Source organism: Calditrichota bacterium, assembly GCA_013152715.1.
GTDB lineage: Bacteria > Zhuqueibacterota > Zhuqueibacteria > Thermofontimicrobiales > Thermofontimicrobiaceae > 4484-87.
Genome location: JAADFU010000001.1, coordinates 22,778 through 43,422 on the forward strand (window position 1 = coordinate 22,778; position 20,645 = coordinate 43,422).

A 20,645-nucleotide genomic window follows, 5' to 3' on the forward strand; every position below is an offset into this window, starting at 1 on the left:
TAATATTTTTTTCTTGGGGGACCGACCAGCAACTTTTTTAAATTAGCGTTTTTCACAATCTCATTTTAGTAGCAGAGGCTAAAGTTTCAAAAAAGCTATTTTTTATTTGGATTCTTCAACTCCGCCCAAATAAATAAACCGATCAATCAAATTCACGTAACGGCTCCACATTTTTCCGGGTTCACTTTCTCTGGAAATAATTCGCTGAAACGCACCGACCAGGGAATCCAATTCATCGGCGTAGCTGAGTATCAGCGCTTCCAGCGTCATCGGGACGACCGGCGAGCCTTTTTCGCGGGCGCCGTGGTGGCTCAAAATGCAGTGCAAAACCTGCTGGCTCAATTTTTTGGGAAATTTTTCAATTTTCAAAATCGCGTGACTCACCCGTTGAAACGCAATATTGATGTGGCCGATCAGCCGCCCGTGCGTAGAATAATCAATGAATCCGTTCATTGCAAACTCATCGATTTTACCAATATCGTGCAAAAACGCAGCCGTTTTCAAAATTTCTTTGTCGACATCTTCTTTGTAATGATCCGCGATTATCTCGACCAGGCGCATCACCGAATACGTGTGTTCGGCCAGGCCCCCAACGCAGGCGTGGTGCCAGAGCTTGCCGGCGGGGGCTTGTTTGAATTTTTGAATGAAATTGTCGTCGTCAAGGAAATAGTGAATCAATTTAAGCAAATTGGAGTTTTTAATTTCAAGCAACGATTTTTGGATTTCAGCAAGCAAAGCTTCAGTATCTTTTTCACTGACAGGCAAAAAATTTTTCGGGTCGACTTTGTCACCGGAACTTGCGGAACGAATTTTTTCCACGTTCAGATGAGGTTTATTTTGGTAGGAAATCACTTTGGCTTTGATGTTGACGACGGCGCCCACTTCCACGTTTTTTTCAGTTTTTGCGGCATTTTCCCACAACGATCCCTGCATCCTGCCCGAGCAGTCGCCAAATTCGAGCGCCAAATAGTTGTCAGCGCGATTTTTCCGCTGCCGCAATTCCTTCTTTCGCAGCACAAAAAATCCCTCCACTTGATCGCCGACCTTGAAATCCTTGATTAATTTTTGCGCCATGTCAAACTCCTTTTTGCTAAAGCAATGAATTTTCCGAGATGTGAACCAAAGACGCAGAGCGGTCATTTTTGAGGAACAAGAGTCAATAAATCCGAAGCCGAAGTTGCAACTGAGAGGCTGTCCAATGCCAACCGGCGGTATTTTCCTCCCCGCCAGAGCTGAGTCTGATCGCTGTAGTGTTCACTCAATGGGTTACCGCATTGTCCTGTGGGCAAAACATGCCACGGCTCATTCAGACGAGAGAAATCCACAATTTGCCGCATGGACGCGCCGACGGTCATGGCAAATTTTTTGTCCGAGAATGGAAACACGCCGGCGTTGACTGTTGTATTGGACCCGCCGATGGGAAAAGAGCGGATGTTGAAGAAAGAATCGAGCGGCTTTTTTTGGCCCAGCAGATGTTTGAGTTCCAATCGATGGACATTTCCCCAGCGCCACTGGCGAACATTTTTAGAATAATTTTCCGCCAAAAAATCAAAGGTCTGATTCAGCGAACGCAAAATAATATCGTCCCGCGTTTCGACAATTTCTCCGCTGGAAACATCGTCGAACCAAGGGGCGTCGTTGCTGTCGATGAATCCGTCAACAGCGCGAATGGGAATGTTCGGCAATTGCACAAATTTTTTGTAAAGCTCCCCACCCATTTCATCACGAAAAATATTTTCGTAAAAATGAGTGAGGAACACTTCAAAAATTGCCGCGCCCACCGATTTTTCCGAAACAGTCCGATCCCAGGTTTTCAGCGATCGGTAAAAATAATTTCTCAAGCTGTCATTTCGATCAAAATTTCCCAGTACCGGCAAAATGAACGGCATCAAATATTCCGCGTGCAAATCGTGACGATCACGCTGCATTTTTTTGAAATTTTCAACGGAAACTTTTTCCTGAGAAGAAAGCATTTGCCAGATGCGGCGAAAACGATATTTCGGCTCCCAGTAATCGGAAATGAAAAACGGGTAGCGATTATCGACCATTTTCTGATTGGCGGAGATGATCATTCCGGAATCCGGATTAATCCAGTGCGGCAACTGTTCGAAAGAAATTTTTCCCTGCCAGTCGAATCGCTGATCCCAGCCGGGTTTCAGCAAAATGCCGCGACCTCGCTTGCGAACGGGGACAGCTCCGGCAGCGTAGTAGCCGATATTTCCGGCAGTGTCTGCGTAGAGGAAATTTTGCGGCGGCACAGCGAAATCTCGCAGTCCGTCAACAAATTGCTCCCAGTTGCCAGCTTTCATAATTTTGTCAAATGCCAGAAACTCATCGCTCGCCTCTCTGCCAGTCCAGTGCACGGAGACGCTGAACGGCAATTTCGTTAGACTGCTGTCCAGATCAGAAATCAGAGGCCCGTGTTTTGTCCGGCGGGTGATTTGAACAAAGGGCTTTTTCCCCTTCACGAAAATCGTGTCGATGACAACGTCCATTTGCCGCCACCTGTTTTGATAAAAATATTTCAGCGAGTCCGCCGGATGGATTCTTTCCTGAAAATAATCACAGCCGTCTGCCATGAGATTGGTCAAGCCCCAGGCAAGCGATTGGTTTTGACCGATGACAATCCCGGGCAATCCGGGAATGGTAAAACCAGCACATTTCACCTGCGGCGAATGAAGCTGAACTTCGTACCAGATGGACGGATTTTGCAGCCACAAATGGGGATCATTCGCCAGAAGAGGCTTTCCGCTCCGCGTGCGATCTCCGGATACGACCCAGCCATTGCTGCCGCATCCGGCGCCGCCAATACCAGTGAATTTCTTCAATGCCAGACCAACGTCCAAAATTTTCGCGAATATTTTAGAAGACGAACCCTTTGCTCCTGGCATGTCCGCATATTTTTTCTCAAAATGTTCCGGTAAAATTTCCCGCAATTTTTGGGGAGAAATTTTATTTTGCAGCACGGCAAAAGCAGGATCAACAAACCACCCCATTTCCAGAGACAAAGCCAGTAAACGCTGAATCGCGATGGAGTGCTCGATTTTCCAGGCATGGGGACGATAATTCAAAATAGTAAATTCCGGTGGCAAACGATTCTGGTTTTGTTGCAGAAAAGCGTTGACGCCGTGGGTGTAATTTTTGAGGATGAAAAGAGATTGCTCGGAAAGGCTATTTTTTATTTGGGAAGAAATCCGTGGAATTCCCACCAGCCGGATGAATTTATCCACAAACAGCGCGCGTTCGCCAATAATTTCCGACAACGTTCCGGTTGCCACCCGGCGGTACAAATCCATCTGCCACAGCCGTTCTTGAGCATGAACGTAGCCAGAAGCAAAATAGAGGTCTGCTTCGTTCTCGGCAAAAATATGTGGGGCGCCGAATGAATCGCGGAAAATGCGGACAGGACGAGAAACCCCTTCAATTTTCAGTTCGCCCGAGGTCTGGGGCAAAGATTTGTGCAGCAAACGATAACTCAAAAAAGCGCCGAAGCCAGCGACAAAAATAATCAGCGCGAAAACCAGTAACGCAACTCGAACAAGCCGCGGCATGTCAACCTCTTTCCCATTGAATCAGCAGATCATCATTTTTTCTCTTTCTTTTTCTCCTTCGTTCGCGAGACACGTTTTGGCGCCGGCGCCGCAGGCTGACTTTTTTTTGCCGGTGTGGAAACAGAATGGCGCCGCTCTCTGCGCTTTGACGGCGACGAATTATTTGAAGAGCCGCTCGATCTCGACTTGGACAAAGCCGGGCTGGAAGAAGCTGGCGTGGCATAATTGGGCCCGGGCGCTTTCTGACGGCGATCAAAATCCCGGCGTTGCGTAGGCGCTAATTGGTCGTCTCCGACCGCAGTCCTGCTGTCGCCAGAATAATAATACGGATCGTACCACCACGGCGTCATGTAATAATAGTTCCAGTCAGAATTTTGTTCATAAATCGGATCCGCGTAAATGTCAGTCTCGTTCTCGACATATTTTTTCTGATCTTCGTGGCATTGGCTGCAATCATCGGCAAACGTTACTTCCTGCGCGTAATAACTCGTAGAATCCACCGGCACATAAACCGTGGGGTGCTGAAATGTCGTATAGCATTGAGAAAAAAGAAAATAAAATAAAATTGCCACCATAAAAATGATCGGACTGTGGAGATAAATTTTTTTCATGAATTCACCATCAGCAAAAATTGTTCGGGCATTTCAAATAATTTGACAACAATCATCGGCTAAATTTTCTTAAAAATTTTCAAAATAGAGAATCTTCAGTTCTCTGCTTTCGTTAGGAATCTCTTCGATCTTGCCCACTGCCTTGTTATTTTTTAGCAAATTTTTCACAGAAAATTCCAGCATCAAATGCCGCGAAAATGCCCAGCGAACCGCTATATTCATGTATCCTTTGCCGGTCCCAATGGAAGAACTGTCGTTGTCGTTGGTAGCAAAATTATATTCCCAGATGAGCGACAGGTCACGATCCACGTACAAATGGGAGCCAATAAAAAAATTCATATCTCTTTCCGACCCCTTGTTTTCGCTGCTGTAATTGATGCCGCCGTGCAAACCTAAATCTTTTAAAATTGTAAAATTCTTACTCGCGACCGCGTAAAAACCCATGGATTTGATCTGATATCTTTTCAAATCAGAGTAATATGTGCCGTATCCTTGAGAGTCAAATCCGATGGAGACCGCAGGGTAACGCTCGGTTTCAAATTTGACGCGATAGCGAACATTTACCCCCGGCGCCTCGTTCCACTTGATGTGTCCATGTCCGACAATATTCTGACCGCCATAGGTCACGCCGAACATCAGTCGGGGAGTCAGCCCCACTGTCAAACCAGCGAGCATTCCACCCAAATCATAAACGCGCAGTTTCAACTGAAAATTTTTCAGGCTCAAAAAATTTGCCGTGGGGACGTCAATTAAATTGATCGGCTTGATCTTGTCAACCAGGCCATAACCATCATATCCGCCTCCGCCATATTCACTCTGCTGGGAAAAGCCGAAGTTGACAAGAAGAAACACCTGTAAAAGGATGCAAACAGCTCTTCGCTTCATCGTAATGCTCCTTTTTAAGTGAAGCAGTCAAATTTGTTAAGATAATATAAAATATTTGAGTTACAAAATCAATGGAAAAGTCATATTTTTAAAAAAAATACCTGAAACAGAAAATATGCTTTATTTTTTCAATAAAATTTATTATTTTAACGCTCAGTAGCACCATTTTGCTCCGAATAAAGTTCATTTTTTATTTGCAAAAATTCAGAAGACAACTGAGGTTAAAATGAGATACAAAATTCAGCGACTGCTTTCAAAACAAAAAATAATAATCTCATTGCTTTTCATCGCCATCGCAACTCAAGCGGTGCCGACATTTGCTCAAATTCCATTGCCGCCAGTTCCTCCTCCACCGGACTCATTGACCAAACAAACAAGGACGGATTCACTCCCTGCACCGCCAGCGAAACCGCGGCTCGTTTTCCCGAATGACACTCTGGCGCAAGTTCCCTTTCAAATTTTGAATCACCATTCCTTGCAATCCATTTTCGCCGAAGACATCAGCGACTGGTTCAAATTAGTCAATTCGATTTACATTTTTGATCCGGCCGCTGCGGGACAGCAGACCTATTTTTCATTTCGCGGCACAAATCCACGCCAATCAAAAGTGTTTCTCGATTACAGACCTTTCTACGACCCGATGAGCGGCGAGGCCGATTTGACGCTCCTTCCCATGGAATTCATGGAATCGGTCGATGCAAAAAATTCGAACGAAATGCTATTATTTTTTTCTGACGCGGAGACTATCGGTTTGCGAACGACTCCCTTTCGCGGACGCGAGCCCTATTCGCAAATTTACCACCACAAAGCGCCGCGCGGCTTCAGCGATGTCGATTTTCGTTTCGGGCAGCAAGTGAGCCACAAAGCCAACGTCATGGTCGGCGGACACATCAAATCCAACGACGGCAGAAACGGCGCCTATTTGTACGAACATCAAAATCTGCGCGCCCGGGTGAATTTTCTTTTCTCGCAAAAATGGCGGCTGCAATATTCGGTGATCAACCATTCTCTGAATCGCAAGCTGCCCGGCTATTTCGTCAACGATGAATTTGCCGCGCCGTCCGCAAAACAAAAGCTGACGCGCACCGATCACACCGTCAATTTCTTCGGCAGAATGTTCGGCGCGCAAGCGGAGAATTTTCGCGGCGCCCTTTACTTCAGCAATCAATATACCAAATTGACGGACGTTGAAGTTGACAAAAAAGACATCGATCGCAGCCGTTACGCGGGAACGAATTTCACCTTTCGGCTCGGCAACGGCTCTTACTCGGCGTCGCTGGACGGAGATGCCGAGTTCACCGACGCCAACGCGGCTGATTTCGGCGAGAAAAAACAAAGCAAAGTCGGCGGTTTTCTGCGGCAAAGCTGGCGTCCCAATGAAAAATGGGCGACAAATTTCGCCGCGGGACTGCGCTGGCAAAATGATTTCTCCCCGCGATTTTCCGGTTCATTTTCTCAAATATTCTCTCCGGACAGCAGTTGGGAATTTTCTCTGCGCGGCAGCCGGGGCGTGCGTTTTCCGTTTTTGGCCGAACTTTTCGCAGGCAGTCCCGTTCGCGGCAATCCGTCACTTGCGCCGGAAACAGTTAATGAACTCGCGTTGCAGACAAATTTTTCTCTAACGGGTTCCGCCCATTTTCTCGCTACCGGATTTTTCAAACAGATTGAAAATGAAATACAGTACCAATTTTCAGATTCATCGGCTTTCATCGCTGCCAATTCTGATGCGTATCAATTTTTCGGCGCCGACCTGGGAGCGGAAATTTTCTTCTTTCACAATTTTAAATTCCAATCAATGGCGATGCTGCTGGAGAAGTGCCGCACAAATCATTTGCCAAAAATCAGCGCTGTAACGGCGCTTGAATATTGGAATCAATTTTTTCAGGGAGACTTGCGCGTCCTCGCGCGAATCCAGGGGCAATATTGGGGAGAAAGGACGAGTGAAGTTTTTCACCCGTACCAGGCGATCAAATTATCAAAAAAACTTGATCCGGCGCTGGTGCTGAATTTTTTTGCTAATTTGAAATTTGGCAAATTGCAGTTCTATTTTTTGCTGGAAAATATTCTGGATGAAAAATACGAAATCATCTACGGCTATCCCATGAATCCGCGATCTTTCCACTATGGCATTCGCTGGGAATTCTGGAATTGACAGCGCATTTTTTTTGGCGAAAAATATTTTCTTCGTTTTCAAAGATCAAAAAAAACAATTTCTACCGTAGAAGACACCGAGGGTGTTCAATATTTGCAGAAAAAAATGCACAAAAGAATCAACAATCCCAGTAGGAATGAAACCATTTTCAAATTGCAGCGTCAATTTATATTGAACTAACAACCAGAGAGGATTTGAAAATGCAAATAAAACAACCCTTTCGCGCTTATCTGGCGACAAAAGACGACTCCGGCGACACGCACGCTGAAATTGTTCCGCGAAATTTATCCGATTTGCCGCAAGGAGACGTGACCATTCAGGTCGCCTATTCTTCGTTGAATTACAAAGATGCGCTTTCCGCGACCGGTGTTTACGGCGTGACGCGGAATTATCCGCACGTCCCCGGAATTGACGCCGCAGGGATTGTCGCCCGCAGTGAAAATTCCGATTTCCAGCCCGGCGACCGTGTGCTCGTGACCGGCTATGATCTGGGAGCAGACACCGACGGCGGCTACGAAGAATACATTCGCGTTCCCGCGGACTGGGTTGTGCCGCTGCCTTTGGATTTGTCGCTGAAACAGGGTATGATTCTGGGCACAGCCGGCTTTACCGCGGCAATTGGCATTAACGCCGCGCTGGAAAATAATCTGAAACCGTCGGCCGGCGAAGTTGTCGTCACCGGCGCGACCGGCGGCGTGGGTTCCATTGCGGTCGCACTGCTGGCAAAGGAAAAATTCCAGGTGGTGGCGGTCACCGGGAAAGCCGACGCCGTCGATTTTTTGAAATTTCTCGGAGCGAGCCGGGTAATTGGCAGAGAAGAACTGAACGACCAAAGCAACAAGCCTCTGCTGAAAATGGTCTGGGCCGGCGGCATGGACACGGTCGGCGGAAACACGCTGTCAACGCTGGTCAGATCGACCAGAAATCACGGCGTCATTTCCGCGTGCGGCGTTGTCGCTGGCGCAGAGTTGAACCTGACTGTTTATCCTTTCATTTTACGCGGCGTGCGGTTGATCGGCGTTGATTCCGCGCAATGGCCCAAAGAGCCGCGCTGGAAAATCTGGCGCAGATTAGCTCATGAGTGGAAAATTGAGCAGTTAGAAGACATTGCAACGACCATTCAGTTGGAGCAGCTTCCTGAATACATCGAGAAAATTCTCCAGGGAAAAATTCGCGGTAGAGTGGTTGTGGAAATTAATGGGGAACTGGAATAGGGTTTCGGTTTGTAGTTTCGAGTTCAGCAAAACACAGAGCCGGATGCTAACACAGCGTCTCGCCTATTTCCGAGGCGCTGTTCCGTTCTTGCCGAATAAAAGTACTTTATCCGTGCAAATCCGCGTTCCATGTTTTTAATGATTTCCAACTAATCGAATCTCAATTGCCGCGCTTGATTCGTTCTCAGCTTGTCATTTTGCTTCTCCCAATATCGAATCCATTGATCCAAAATGTGGTTCTTCATGTAAATTTCATTGCCTGTTCCGATTTTCAACTCATCAAATTCACCGATGATTTCAAAAGTTTTTCTCCACTTTTTTTCGCGCCACAATTGTTCCAACGATCGAGCAAATACGGTGCGACAGTTTTTCACAAAATTTTCGTTATCAGGATAGCGGTACGCGGCGTCTGCCATCACCTCGAATGCCTGGGCATAGTCCCTTTTCTCGAAAAGTTTCCTGCCCCAGCGATAGTAGAGATTGATTTCAAATTTCTCGTTGGAGCGGGAATCGCTGTTGAATAACTGCGCTAATTGCACAAACTGATACGCCCGATCAAACTGCTGCCGCTCCGCGTGCATCACTGCTTCGTTGTAGCAGATGAGACCCAATAATTCAATATTCGAAATTTCTCGCCCGCGGGAATTTTCGTAGAAATAGAGCCGATCCAGTCCAATTTTCAATGCTTCATTTTTGGGATAAAAACGCGCCAAATAGCGGGAATATTGCTGCAAATTTTTCATGATGTTGAAGCCCATGGACGAGGTATTTTCCACCATCAGCCGCTCCGTGACATTGGTGAAAATCGTGTAAACGTGCGTCGGCGTCTCGAAAGCGCTGGTCGAAAGCCCCAATTCGTCGCACGTCAAATTGAACAACACCGTGGCGCTGACGCAATTGTAATCGCCTTTTTCTTTAATATCGAACAACGTAGTTGCTCGCTCGCGATATTTTTTCAGCACCAGCGAATGAAAATACATGAACAGCCGTTCCGCCGAAGCGCGGCGGTCAAATTGAATCAAATTTTTTTCGCGAATATCGACAAGCAAACTGTCGTACCAGCGAATGCCATCATTCATTTTTTCGCGCGTGTCTGCCCCGGAAAGAATGAACGCCGCTTCAATGGGAGAAAATTTACGCAGTTCGCCATTCCGGATGTCCTTTTTTAATTTTTGTAGCAAATCAGACTTTGCCGGAAGTATTGCCGGAGCTGCCAACAAAAGTGCTACTACGAATAGTCGCGTTATTTTTTTTCTCATAAAAACCCGTTTCCCCAATGTTTTCACTGACGAAAATGCCATCTATCAATTTACACCCTTCAGGGCAAAGATTCAAGCATTTTTTAAAATTTGCCGCCAATTTGTTCGATTGTTAATTTTTTGCAACGAAGATGAATTGAATTGATTTTTTCGGTGAGAAGTTTTATATTAAAAATCATCAAGCTACCAAGACTCCAAAACACAAAAATTTATATTCTATTAGAACAAAAACGCACCATGACTTGTTCAATTTTTAATGAATTATTCTTTTTGAAAAATAAATATTTTGAATGATCAAGCTCATTTCCCATCGCGGCAAAAAAACAATCACAAAATAAAATGGACAATTGCATGGAGCATTTTCGCCGGTTGAGTACAAAAAAATCTGTTTTTCAAAAATATTTAATTTTTCCGCTATTCATTTTTCTTGTCTTTCCAAATTTTTTGATTGCACAACAGCCAATCAAATTTTCTTTGCGCGCGCCAGAAAGCACTAAATCAATCTCGGTGGTCGGAGATTTCAATAATTGGGATAAAAATGCCAATCCGCTGCACGACAAAAATGGAGACGGAATCTGGAAAACGGAAATTTCTCTGAAGCCCGGCATTTATCAATACCGATTTTTGCTCGACGGCGTTCGCTGGATTAAAGACCCGGCAAATCCGCGCTGGAGCGGACCTTACAGCAATTCCACATTATTCGTCACGAAAAAAGGTGCGCCACAATTAACCAATTTGAAACCGGAGACCGGAAGTGTCCTGCGCCGCGCCGACATCACCATTCGCGCTGATTACCGCTCGGACTGGCGAAAAATTCCGCCGGATTTACAAAAATCGGAAATTTTGCTCAACGGCAGAAAATTAAATTTCATCTTCAACGAAAAAGAAAGCCGCCTCGAAATTCTTCCTGGCAAATTGAAAGACGGCGAGTACGATTTGCAAATACGCATTCGCGACAAAGAAGGAAATTCTGCACCGCCCTTACAATCGTATTTTATCGTCAACGCCGTAAATTCGCCGCCGGTGGCAGACGCCGGATTCACGACCATCGCCGCTGCCAATTCGAAAGTCACGCTCAATTCCGGCGTGTGCTACGATCCGGATCGCGAGCCGATTGAAAATTATCGCTGGAAAATGATCAGCAAACCGGCACACAGCAAAACCAAATTGAAAAATTCGCATGCGCCATTTCCCTCTTTTGTCCCGGACAAAGTTGGCAGATACGTTTTCACGGTGCAAATCAGCGACGGCAGAGCGCAAAGCAAAATTGACACCGTCGATGTGTACAGTTTTGTGCGGCACGAATATCCGGTAAAATTCGAGCTTGCCGACTCAGTTTTCTTCCGTCAGTTTGAGAAATCCATCGATTCCGTGAGCGTCGCCGGAGAGTTCAATAACTGGTCTGCCAACGCCACTCCGCTGCACGACTACAATCACGACGGCGTCTGGACCGCGTGGGTGAATTTGGATCCCGGTGAGTACGAGTACAAATTTGTCGTCAACGGCAAGCATTGGATTCCCGATCCGACAAATGACCGAAAAGTCCCCGACGGCTGGAACGGGTACAACTCTGTGATTGCTTCCACGAAAAATTTGGCGCCGGTCATTGCCGTGCAGCAGAAATTTGCGCCGGGGAAAATTATTCTGGATGCGTCCAAAAGCCAACCACAGATGGGCGAATCGCTGGAATTTCTCTGGTTTCAGGACATCAATAATCCGCAGCGGTTCAAACTGCCACATTCGCCCAATCTGCAAATTCCTCAACCGAAACAAAATGGCACTTACTATTTTTACCTCGTCACTCGAGACAAGTACGGCAACACTTCGCAGGAAATCATCGCCTTGTTTGTCGAAAGAGGAATGGCGAAAATCGCCAATTTCAGCCAGACGCCCGACTGGGCACGAGACGCGATTGTTTACGAAATTTTTCCCAGAAAATTTCATCCCAGCGGCAACTTGCGCGGCATCATCGAAAAACTGCCGTATTTGAAATCGCTGGGCATCAACTGCATCTGGCTCATGCCCGTCTGGGAAGGTCCCACGGAGCACGGTTACGGTCCCACAAATTTTTTTGCCATTGAATCGGATTACGGAACCATAGCAGACTTTCGGGATTTGCTGCAAAAAGCACACGCCGCCGGCATCCGCCTGATTCTCGATTTTGTCGCCAATCACACGTCGGATCAGCACCCCTATTTTTTGTCGGCGTATCAGAATCGATTTTCTGCCTTTCGCGACTGGTATCGCTGGAAAAGCACCCCGGCACAAGACTCGTTTTATTCCTACGAATTTCACAACGACTGGGACACTTTGCCCAATTTAAATTACGAGAATCCCAACGTTAGGCGCTATGTATTAGATGCAGCAAAGTTCTGGGCAAATTTAGGCGTTGACGGTTTTCGCTGCGATGTTGCCTGGGGCGTACCGCACGATTTCTGGAAAAGATTTCGCCGTGAACTCAAGCAAATCAACCCGGACATTTTGCTCATCGACGAAGTGTTGCCCCGCTCGCCGGCGTATCACAAAGACGAATTTGACATGTCCTACGATACTGATTTTTACGGAAATGTGCTCGATGTCTTGAATGGCAAAAAACCGCTCACAGCGATCCACTACGGCTTGGAGAAAACAAAAAAGAATTACCCGCGCCAGACACTCGATTTTCGCTATTTGGAAAATCACGATTTGGAGCGATTCGTCAAAACTTTTGGCTTGGAAAAAACAAAATTAGCGGCAACGCTGCTGCTGACTGTTCCGGGCACGCCACTGATTTATTACGGTCAGGAAATCGGGCTCACGGGAAAAACGCCGACGATGGCGTGGGACAAAGTCGGCAATGATTTGTACAAATTTTACCAAAAACTTATTCTGCTACGCCGTGAGCACCGTTGTTTCCGGCGCGGTGAAATGGTGAAAATTCCCACGGATCACGAGCAAGAAGTTTACGCCTATTTGCGTTTCAATAAAAATGAAAAATTTCTGGTCGTGCTGAATTTCGGCGATCAGCCTGATCAGTGCCGGTTCGTTGTCCCTGAGAAAATTTCCTTTTTCAAATCTGGTAAAAAATTCATTTTACAGGACATTCTTGGCAACGAGATCCCGCCGGTAAAATTCATCGATAGCAATCATTTTCAAATGGAATTGCAGCCGGGAACCGGAAAAATTTTTCGTTTGTATAATAATTTTAAAAAATAAGACGATTGACGATGCGGGGATTTTAGAGGAGAAGCACCAATGACAATCAGACGCGCGCTGATTTCATTCATGTTGACAATTTTCGGATTGGTTTCAACGAGTATCGCTCAACAACGGGAATCGAAACCTGTCATTGAAGTTCCAGTGGGCGAAAGCCGGACCTTCATGCTGTCCAACGACATCGGGCTTTACTTTTGCGGAGAAACCAATCAGCACAACACCGCCCGCTATCACGGGCTGAGTTTTTTAACTGAAGAATTTCTGGAAGATTTGCTTTTGGAAATAGGCGGCAAGCCGCTGGACAGAGGACAGGCGAAAACGACTTTGTATCCCGACAGCTTGAAACGTTTCTATTCGCAACTACAATTAACAGAAACCATAACTTTGCCCGATTCCATTCCTGCTCTCATCATGCGGTTGGAATCTCCGAAAAGGTACTTGTTGAAGATTGTTCCCGTTGTGTCCGGCTCCAGAAGGCTCCGCGATTTCAACATTAGTTGGGACACAAATGAAAAAATACTATTCGTCAGCCGCCGGAACCAATTTGTCCAAAATCCTCAAAATCACAAAGTTTCTTTGATGGGAATTTTCTCTTACCCCCTGTCTGATTTCTTTGATGGCGAATTTGGCAATTTTACAAGTCTGAATTTGCACCAAAAATTCAATAGTGTGGTCGCCGGCGAACTCAACACCATGCTCGACCGCAAGGCGCTGGTGTTAGTCATTTTAGGCGACACGAAAAAGGAAATCACTACGCTGCGCAATAAAATTCTCAACAAGTGGCACATCGAATTTGAAGCACCGAAAACACAAATTGAGGGGATCAGAAAAATTTAAAAATATCTCTCGTGATCGCGGCTTCAATCGTGAAAAAAATCAAAAACTTCTCAACGCAAAAGACCCGGGGCAACCGGGTTTTTTGCAAATATTCACGGGAAAATCCGGATCACTCTTTAAAGGCATTGCTCACGATTTTTGTCAGTGATGAATAATGAAGCAAAAGCTGAAGTTTTGAGCGCAAATATTGAGGATAATCAAAAGTTTTCATGACCATCAAATAACTTTCGATTAGCGGTCGAATATCGGATAATTTCCTCGGCATGAGTTCCAGATTAACGAAACCGTCAAAATTTTGCTGTTTGACTTTTTCTAAAATTTCAGCGACGGGCAACTGTCCGCCCAGACCGAAAGGCAGGTGTGCGTCCACATTGTTTTTGCAATCAGAAAGATGCAAACAAAAAATATCGCCGTCCATTTGACTCAAAAATTCGACCGGATCATTACCGGAAAGAAGATAATGCGGCGCGTCGAAACATTTTCCGACAAGCTTGTCACCGAGGACAGATTGAGCCTGGCGATAAAATTTTTCAAATTGCTCTGGACTCATGAATTGCGTGTTTTCTATTACTAAGGGGACCTGCAACTGATTTAAATTCGATAACAGATATTCGACTTGTTCCGTTGTCGGCTGAGAGCCATGCTCCTTTTCAGGCGGGTGCGAAAGACAATATTGAATGTGCAGATCGCGATAATTTTCATTAATCAGGGCGATTAGATTTTGAATATGATCATGTTTATCACGGTGAGAAAAATCATATCCAAAGTCGTGCAAATTGGGCAAATGGAATCCTGTTTCAATGCCGGAAACTGCTTTTTTGACATTGTCCAAATCGTCAAAAACGGACTCCGTTAATTCCACGAATTTGACGCCGAATTTCGAGATAATTGTCAACAACTGCGAAGGGGACAATCCCTTGAAGTTATCAATGGTAATGCCAACTTTAGCTCTTTTTTTCAATGGTATTCCCTTAATCTTCTGTTCTCGCATAAAAACCAGGTTCAGCGATATTCTATGAAAATTTCGTTAATGATTTTAATCCGTTCCACGCGATAAGTTCCCGAAACAATTTTCAAATATTATTGTAAAAGCAGCTAACTAACTATTTTCACATCAGATGTCAGCAATGCGAATACGATTCAATTTTGGCAGAAGGAGATTTATTTGAAATATTTTGTGGAAAATATGGCGCTGTTCGTCATCATTTTTTTAATGCGGGCTGACGTTTTCGCCCAAAATAATTTCGGCAACGCTGATTCGTTAATTCAGCGCGCGATCAGGCTGTCCATTATTCACAAGTACGAAACCGCGGACTCCCTGCTCGATGAATTTGTAAAGCAATTTCCCGATCATCCCGCGGGCTATTTTTTCAAAGCAGCAGTTTTGCAATCGCGCATGATGGACTACGAGCGTTACGACCAAAAACAAAGCTTTGTCTTTTATTTGAAACAAACCATCAAGAAATCTGACGCTTCTGTAGCGCACCTCGGCCGCAAAAAACAGGCGGAAATGTTATTTTTCAAAGCCAGCGCGCTCTCGTATCTGGCCTTTCAGCAGGGGAAAGAAAAAAATTACTTGCGTGCCATTCAGCAGGGAATTCAAGCGATCACTCTGTTGAACAAAATCGTTAAAATGGATCCCGAATTTTACGACGCCTATTTAGGCATCGGCACGTTCAAATTTTGGCGCAGTCAACTGACGCGATCGCTGAACTGGCTGCCGTTAGTGCCGGACGAACGAGAAAAAGGACTAAAATATGTCAAACTTGCCATTACAAAAGGACGCTATTCCCGCTACGCCGCTTTGAACGAAATTGTCTGGATGCTGTTGAAAATCCATCGCCCGCAGGAAGCGCTCAACTGGGCGCAGGCAGGATTAAAAAAATTTCCCGGCAGCCGATTTTTCCTCTGGGGAGCTGCAAAAAGTGCGTTTGCCGTGAAGGATTTTTCCCTGTCAAAAAAATATTTTGAGCAAATTTTGAGTTCCCTGCAGAAGGAATCAATTAAGTCCAAATACAACATCTACATTTGCCGCCTGAACCTTGCCAGAGGCGCAATAGAAATGGGCAATATTGACGAAGCAAAAAATAATTTGGATTATCTGGAAAATATGACATTAGAAAAAGCGGAAAAAAACCGGCTGAAAAAACAGATTCAAGAAACGAAAGAGCTAAAGCGGGAAATTAAACAAACTGGGCGATAATATTTTGATTTTAAAAGTTTAAGCTGACGAGGTAGCAATAGTTGCGTTTTTATTTAGTAAGGGGGGGTGAAATTATTTTGCCTCTAAATTGCGAAACACAGCAGCGCTTCAAAACAGACGATTCGATTAATCCCTTGACATTTTACCAGAGAATGAATATATTTTGAGAGTTTCGAGATCGCGGAATACGGTTTGTAAGTTGTTGCTTCACGGGGCATCAGGAATAGAAAGCTATTGTCAAAGAAAAAAATGTAATTTTGCTGAATTGCTACCATTCTGACAGGTCAAAATTTAGGAATTAATAACAAGTTACAAACCAGAAATGTCGCGCCAATAATCAAAACGCGGAACTTCCACTTCAAAATTCAGAAGCCAAAAAATCGAAACTCAAAATACACTTGTTCTTCGTTTTTCTCTAAATGGAGATATTGCATGAAGCCGATTTATCTTGATCACAATGCCACGACTCCCATCATCGACGAAGTGGCGGACGCGATGATCCCTTTTCTCAAGGAAAATTTTGGCAATCCATCGAGTTCCCACTACTACGGTATGCAGACGAAAAAAGCGATTGCTCTTGCAAGAAGACGAGTGGCGGAATTGCTCGATTGCCAGCCGGAAGAAATTATTTTCACCAGCGGCGGCACCGAGTCGAACAACTACGCCATTCGCGGCGCAGCAGAGACTTTTCAGCACAAAGGAAATCACATCATTACATCCCAGGTCGAACATCCGGCAGTAAAAAATGTTTGCCAATATCTGGAGGGAAAAGGTTTTTCCGTGACATATCTGCCCGTGGACAAATTCGGCATGGTCAATCCCGAAGATGTAGAAAAAGCCATCCGCCCCGAAACGTTTTTGATCACCATCATGCACGCGAATAACGAAGTGGGTACGATTCAACCCATCGCTGAAATCGCTCAAATTGCCAAAAAACACGACGTTTTGCTGCACACCGACGCGGCACAATCTGTAGGAAAAATTCCCACGCGCGTAAACGAGCTTGGAGTTGATCTGCTGTCTGTTGCCGGGCACAAATTGTACGCGCCTAAAGGCATTGGCGCGTTGTACATGCGCAAAGGTCTCCGGCTGCAACCGCTGATGATTGGCGCGGACCACGAATCAGGCCGACGCGCCGGCACGGAAAATGTGCTGGAAATTGTCGGTCTGGGCAAGGCATGCGAAATCGCCCGGCGTGATTTGGACGAAATTCAGCGTCATTCGCGGAAATTGCGGGAGAAATTGTGGGAAGGTCTAAAAAAAGAGATTCCCGACATTCAGCTCAACGGACATCCGGCAAAAAGGCTGCCCAACACACTCAATGTTTCTTTTCCGGGAATCGACGCCAACACTCTTTTGGACGAGCTGACAGATATTGCGGCTTCTGCCGGCGCCGCCTGCCACACGGACGTGGCGGAACCGTCGGAGGTTCTCGTCGCCATGCGTCTGCCGTTGGGGCAAGCTCTGGGAACGATTCGTTTTTCCGTGGGCCGGCTGAATGACGAAAAACAAATCGACCGCGCCGTTCGTTCGGTCACGGGAGCAGTGAAACGACTGAAGCCAGCCGCAGACGAAGAAACACCGCTTTTCGTCGACAGCGAAAATATTAAATTGACGCATTTCACTCACGGTCTGGGCTGCGCCTGCAAATTACGGCCGCAAAATCTGGAGCAGGTGCTTGCGTCAATGCCGAAAATCACCGACGCTAACGTATTGGTCGGAACGAACACCGCGGACGATGCGGCAGTTTACCGCATCAACGACGAGCAGGCTGTGGTGCAGACAGTGGATTTTTTCACGCCAATTGTGGATGATCCGTACGATTTCGGCGCGATTTCCGCTGCCAATTCTTTGAGCGATATTTACGCCATGGGCGGCAAACCGATTTTTGCTCTCAACATTGTCGGTTTTCCTGAGAAAAGGCTGCCGCTGGACGTTTTGCAGCAAATTTTGCGTGGCGCGAGCGACAAAGCCACGGAAGCAGGAATTCCCATCGTCGGCGGCCACACGGTAGAAGACAGCGAACCCAAATTCGGTCTCGCTGTCACCGGACTGATTGACCCGAAAAAAGTTCTCACCAACAGCCAGGCGCGTCCCGGCGACGCCATCGTTTTGACCAAACCCATCGGATTGGGAATCATCACCACCGGTCTCAAACGCGGCGTAGTTGACGAGGCCACAAAAAAACAAGCCATTGCAATAATGGCGCAGTTGAACGGCGCCGCCGCCGAGCTGATGGTGCAGTTTGAAGTTCACAGTTGCACTGATGTGACCGGGTTTGGCTTGTTGGGACATTTGAAAGAAATGACGACCGGCAGCGGCGTCAATGCAGAAGTGCGAGCTTCCGAGGTGCCGATTCTGGAGCAGGCGCGCGAATTAGCGCTCGCCGACGTGATTCCCGGCGGCACGGTGGCGAACGTGGATTTTGTTAAAAAAGTTGTCCGTTGGCACGAAAAAATTTCCGAAATTGACAAATTGCTCCTTTGCGATGCGCAGACTTCCGGAGGCTTGCTCATTGCACTGCCGGAAGTTGATGCGAAAAAGTTCGTCGGCCAAATGAATGCGAGTGCCAATGGCGGCAGTGCAATTATTGGTAAATTTACCGAAAAGGGAGAGGGGAAAATCACAGTGATTCCTTGAAAGGCAATAAATTTCTTTTGCACCAATTCGTTCAATGACTTGTACCCTGTGGGGCATTGTTTTGTCGACATTACTTTTCAATTGCTAATTTTTGTCACAAATTATTTGTAACCATTTGTTTTTATTGTTTTCTTTGTTTCCTAAATTATTTGGTACATTATTTGATAAATGAATAACAAAAGTCGAGTTCACAAAAATGGTTTATTTTAGAACAATATTTTTAATTTTTTTTCTCTTGGTCAGTTTGCCATTAAAGCCGACTGTGGCGCAAGAAGCTCGTATCTTCGTGAAAAGACTCAATCAGACGCGCCAGAAACTGAATTTTGCGCGAGACATCCAGACAACCGCCAATAACCCGGAAGCGGGCAGACTTATCCGCATGGCTGACGTAAACCTCCGACGGGCGGCAGATGCCGCGCGAAATCTTCGGCGCTTTATAGCCGCTCGAAAATTGCGCAAGGCGGACAATGCTGTAAATTCCGCATTAAAAATTTTATTCCGGGAAAATATCACCAACCGCCGGCGCAAGCTGGAAAATCTCATTGGGGAAGCCGGGCAATTGACTCAAACCCATGAAAGCCCGGAAGCGCGACAATTGTTTGAGCAAGGACTGAAAAATAGAGATTTAGCTGTTAATTCTTTGAAAAATAATGATTTCAAGCAAGCGCTTTTTTATTATAACAAAGCAGTTTTTTTGTTGCGAAAATCAATCACCGTGGCACGAAATGAAGATAAATCGACGGCGCAATTGGCAGAAGATGAAGCCTATCGCTTTGATCAATTTTATCAGAAAAACAAGCAGGTTTTGCCGAAATCATCCAATCCGGCGGTAAGAAAAAATACAAATCTGGCTCTGAAAATAGCAAACAAAGCTGATCAGGCTCGTCGTAACGGTGAATTTCAGCAAGCGATTGACTATTACCATCAAGCGACACGGCTCATGTCGCGGGCTTTAAACATCGCAACGGGAAAAGGCGGACTGACAGAGACACGCGCGGATGAGGAAGTGGCTTTGCTCGACGAATTAGTCGAAAATCTGGAAAGCCAGCTCACGCCTGAAAACAGCGACGAAATGACAAATTTTTTATTCAGCCAGATAAAATTGCTTCAGGAAAATGCGCATGTTTTTTTGAAAGATCAAAAATCAGACGAAGCAATCAAGAACGCTTCCATGGCGCGGAATCTGGCGGAGCGATTGTTAAAAAAAATGAGAAAACCAAGTGGAGGAAAAAAGCCTTCAATCGCGATAGCCTTAACTGATCTGGAAGATCATATTCGACAAATTGAACCACAGGTGACGCAGGACACAGACACTGAAGTGAAAATTTTGTTAAATTATGCCAAAACAGGATGGCGAAAAGCACAGACAGCAGCCAATAATAATAATTTTTTATTAGCACTCGAGGTAATTGACATGGCAGAGAACTTATTAAATTCGGCGGATCAGATGATAAACGACAACGCACCACAAATTTCCCAGCAAAAATTGAAAGAGCGAATCGACAAATTGAATAAGTTAGTTGCCGAAAACCGCCTCAAAGTCGAGCGGGCCAAAAATAACCGCACAGAATTTCATTTCAATCAGGCGGAAAACATGCTCCAGTTGGCGCAGGAAAACTATGACAAAGGATTTTTTCATGTGGCAAATGCTTTTTTGCAATTAGGAGCAAATCACATCAGAAAAATAGGCAGAATAAATTAATTTTCAAACTTTTCTTCAGTAACATAAAAATAAGGCGCCTGCAAAATAGCGAGCCCGATTTGAGACCTTCCACTCTCGAGGTAAGAATCATAAGGCACATCGCGATTTTCTCCCCCGCCATAGCCTTCATACCACAGAAAATATTTCCCGGCAATCTTTTCCACTGTGGTAAACCAAATCGCTCCTTCGTCCCAATTTCCGCGATCGCCACGAGAGAAAATCGGGTTATGCGGGAACTTTTTCCAGTGAATCAAATCTCTCGAAATTGCCAGCCCGGCATGTTCCGGGTAGTCGTCATGCTCACCAGAGCCACAATAAATCATGTGAAATAAATCGCCTTCGCGAAAAATTCGCGGCGTTTCCACAGTATGGCTTTCCCAGCAATTTTCACCCCCG

At 45.7% G+C, this 20,645-nt stretch carries 14 protein-coding genes; 7 read left to right on the forward strand and 7 right to left on the reverse strand.

What is annotated here, in order from left to right; translation table 11 throughout:
- Positions 1 to 102: 102 nt before the first annotated feature.
- From GXO74_00095 to GXO74_00110, 4 genes are all read right to left on the reverse strand, one after another.
- The gene (locus GXO74_00095; GenBank protein NOZ60057.1) at positions 103 to 1,074 is read right to left on the reverse strand and encodes an HD domain-containing protein; all 972 of its coding nucleotides are present in this window, start codon (positions 1,072 to 1,074) and stop codon (positions 103 to 105) included.
- 62 nt (positions 1,075 to 1,136) lie between these two features.
- A complete protein-coding gene (locus GXO74_00100) occupies positions 1,137 to 3,551 on the reverse strand; it encodes a penicillin acylase family protein (GenBank protein ID NOZ60058.1) in 2,415 nt (804 codons plus the stop codon).
- A gap of 32 nt (positions 3,552 to 3,583) precedes the next feature.
- The gene (locus tag GXO74_00105) at positions 3,584 to 4,162 is read right to left on the reverse strand and encodes a hypothetical protein (protein NOZ60059.1); all 579 of its coding nucleotides are present in this window, start codon (positions 4,160 to 4,162) and stop codon (positions 3,584 to 3,586) included.
- Positions 4,163 to 4,231: 69 nt separating this feature from the next.
- Positions 4,232 to 5,047 carry a hypothetical protein gene (locus tag GXO74_00110; GenBank protein ID NOZ60060.1) on the reverse strand — a complete coding sequence of 272 codons (816 nt, stop codon included), beginning with the start codon at positions 5,045 to 5,047 and terminating at the stop codon, positions 4,232 to 4,234.
- A 226-nt stretch (positions 5,048 to 5,273) separates the two neighbouring features.
- On the opposite strand from GXO74_00110, the gene GXO74_00115 reads away from it, so the two are divergent.
- Both GXO74_00115 and GXO74_00120 read left to right on the forward strand, forming a co-directional pair.
- Entirely contained in the window at positions 5,274 to 7,199 is a 1,926-nt protein-coding gene (locus GXO74_00115) for a TonB-dependent receptor plug domain-containing protein (GenBank protein ID NOZ60061.1), read from the forward strand.
- A gap of 200 nt (positions 7,200 to 7,399) precedes the next feature.
- Positions 7,400 to 8,413 (forward strand): YhdH/YhfP family quinone oxidoreductase, encoded by a 1,014-nt coding sequence (locus GXO74_00120; protein NOZ60062.1) that lies wholly within the window; start codon positions 7,400 to 7,402, stop codon positions 8,411 to 8,413.
- Between the two features lie 149 nt (positions 8,414 to 8,562).
- On the opposite strand, the gene GXO74_00125 is transcribed toward GXO74_00120, so the two are convergent.
- Positions 8,563 to 9,672, reverse strand: a complete 1,110-nt coding sequence (locus tag GXO74_00125) for a hypothetical protein (protein NOZ60063.1) — start codon at positions 9,670 to 9,672, stop codon at positions 8,563 to 8,565.
- Positions 9,673 to 10,023: 351 nt separating this feature from the next.
- Between GXO74_00125 and GXO74_00130 the strand changes: the two genes are divergently transcribed.
- Together GXO74_00130 and GXO74_00135 are read left to right on the forward strand one after the other, a co-directional pair.
- The gene (locus tag GXO74_00130) at positions 10,024 to 12,867 is read left to right on the forward strand and encodes a hypothetical protein (protein ID NOZ60064.1); all 2,844 of its coding nucleotides are present in this window, start codon (positions 10,024 to 10,026) and stop codon (positions 12,865 to 12,867) included.
- Between the two features lie 39 nt (positions 12,868 to 12,906).
- Positions 12,907 to 13,704: a hypothetical protein gene (locus GXO74_00135; GenBank protein NOZ60065.1), complete on the forward strand. Its 798-nt coding sequence runs from the start codon at positions 12,907 to 12,909 to the stop codon at positions 13,702 to 13,704.
- Between the two features lie 109 nt (positions 13,705 to 13,813).
- On the opposite strand, the gene GXO74_00140 is transcribed toward GXO74_00135, so the two are convergent.
- Complete coding sequence (locus GXO74_00140) at positions 13,814 to 14,665, reverse strand: sugar phosphate isomerase/epimerase (GenBank protein NOZ60066.1); 852 nt, start codon at positions 14,663 to 14,665, stop codon at positions 13,814 to 13,816.
- A 204-nt stretch (positions 14,666 to 14,869) separates the two neighbouring features.
- Here GXO74_00140 and GXO74_00145 point away from each other — a divergent pair, with 204 nt between their 5' ends.
- The 3 genes from GXO74_00145 to GXO74_00155 all read left to right on the forward strand — a co-directional run bounded on the left by GXO74_00145 (position 14,870) and on the right by GXO74_00155 (position 20,249).
- The gene (locus tag GXO74_00145) at positions 14,870 to 15,907 is read left to right on the forward strand and encodes a hypothetical protein (GenBank protein ID NOZ60067.1); all 1,038 of its coding nucleotides are present in this window, start codon (positions 14,870 to 14,872) and stop codon (positions 15,905 to 15,907) included.
- A gap of 432 nt (positions 15,908 to 16,339) precedes the next feature.
- Positions 16,340 to 18,547 (forward strand): selenide, water dikinase SelD, encoded by a 2,208-nt coding sequence (gene selD, locus GXO74_00150; protein ID NOZ60068.1) that lies wholly within the window; start codon positions 16,340 to 16,342, stop codon positions 18,545 to 18,547.
- A gap of 286 nt (positions 18,548 to 18,833) precedes the next feature.
- Complete coding sequence (locus tag GXO74_00155; protein NOZ60069.1) at positions 18,834 to 20,249, forward strand: hypothetical protein; 1,416 nt, start codon at positions 18,834 to 18,836, stop codon at positions 20,247 to 20,249.
- Here GXO74_00155 and GXO74_00160 read toward each other — a convergent pair.
- Positions 20,246 to 20,645 (reverse strand): hypothetical protein (locus tag GXO74_00160; GenBank protein ID NOZ60070.1); only part of this gene is annotated, 400 nt, incomplete at its 5' end. The two genes, GXO74_00155 and GXO74_00160, sit on opposite strands and share 4 nt — an antisense overlap.

Excerpts from the sequence above, each read along its gene's own strand:
- GXO74_00095 (NOZ60057.1), bottom strand. The coding sequence starts at position 1,074 with ATGGCGCAAAAATTAATCAAGGATTTCAAGGTCGGCGATCAAGTGGAG.
- GXO74_00100 (NOZ60058.1), bottom strand. The coding sequence starts at position 3,551 with ATGCCGCGGCTTGTTCGAGTTGCGTTACTGGTTTTCGCGCTGATTATT.
- GXO74_00105 (NOZ60059.1), bottom strand. The coding sequence starts at position 4,162 with ATGAAAAAAATTTATCTCCACAGTCCGATCATTTTTATGGTGGCAATT.
- GXO74_00110 (NOZ60060.1), bottom strand. The coding sequence starts at position 5,047 with ATGAAGCGAAGAGCTGTTTGCATCCTTTTACAGGTGTTTCTTCTTGTC.
- GXO74_00115 (NOZ60061.1), top strand. The coding sequence starts at position 5,274 with ATGAGATACAAAATTCAGCGACTGCTTTCAAAACAAAAAATAATAATC.
- GXO74_00120 (NOZ60062.1), top strand. The coding sequence starts at position 7,400 with ATGCAAATAAAACAACCCTTTCGCGCTTATCTGGCGACAAAAGACGAC.
- GXO74_00125 (NOZ60063.1), bottom strand. The coding sequence starts at position 9,672 with ATGAGAAAAAAAATAACGCGACTATTCGTAGTAGCACTTTTGTTGGCA.
- GXO74_00130 (NOZ60064.1), top strand. The coding sequence starts at position 10,024 with ATGGAGCATTTTCGCCGGTTGAGTACAAAAAAATCTGTTTTTCAAAAA.
- GXO74_00135 (NOZ60065.1), top strand. The coding sequence starts at position 12,907 with ATGACAATCAGACGCGCGCTGATTTCATTCATGTTGACAATTTTCGGA.
- selD (NOZ60068.1), top strand. The coding sequence starts at position 16,340 with ATGAAGCCGATTTATCTTGATCACAATGCCACGACTCCCATCATCGAC.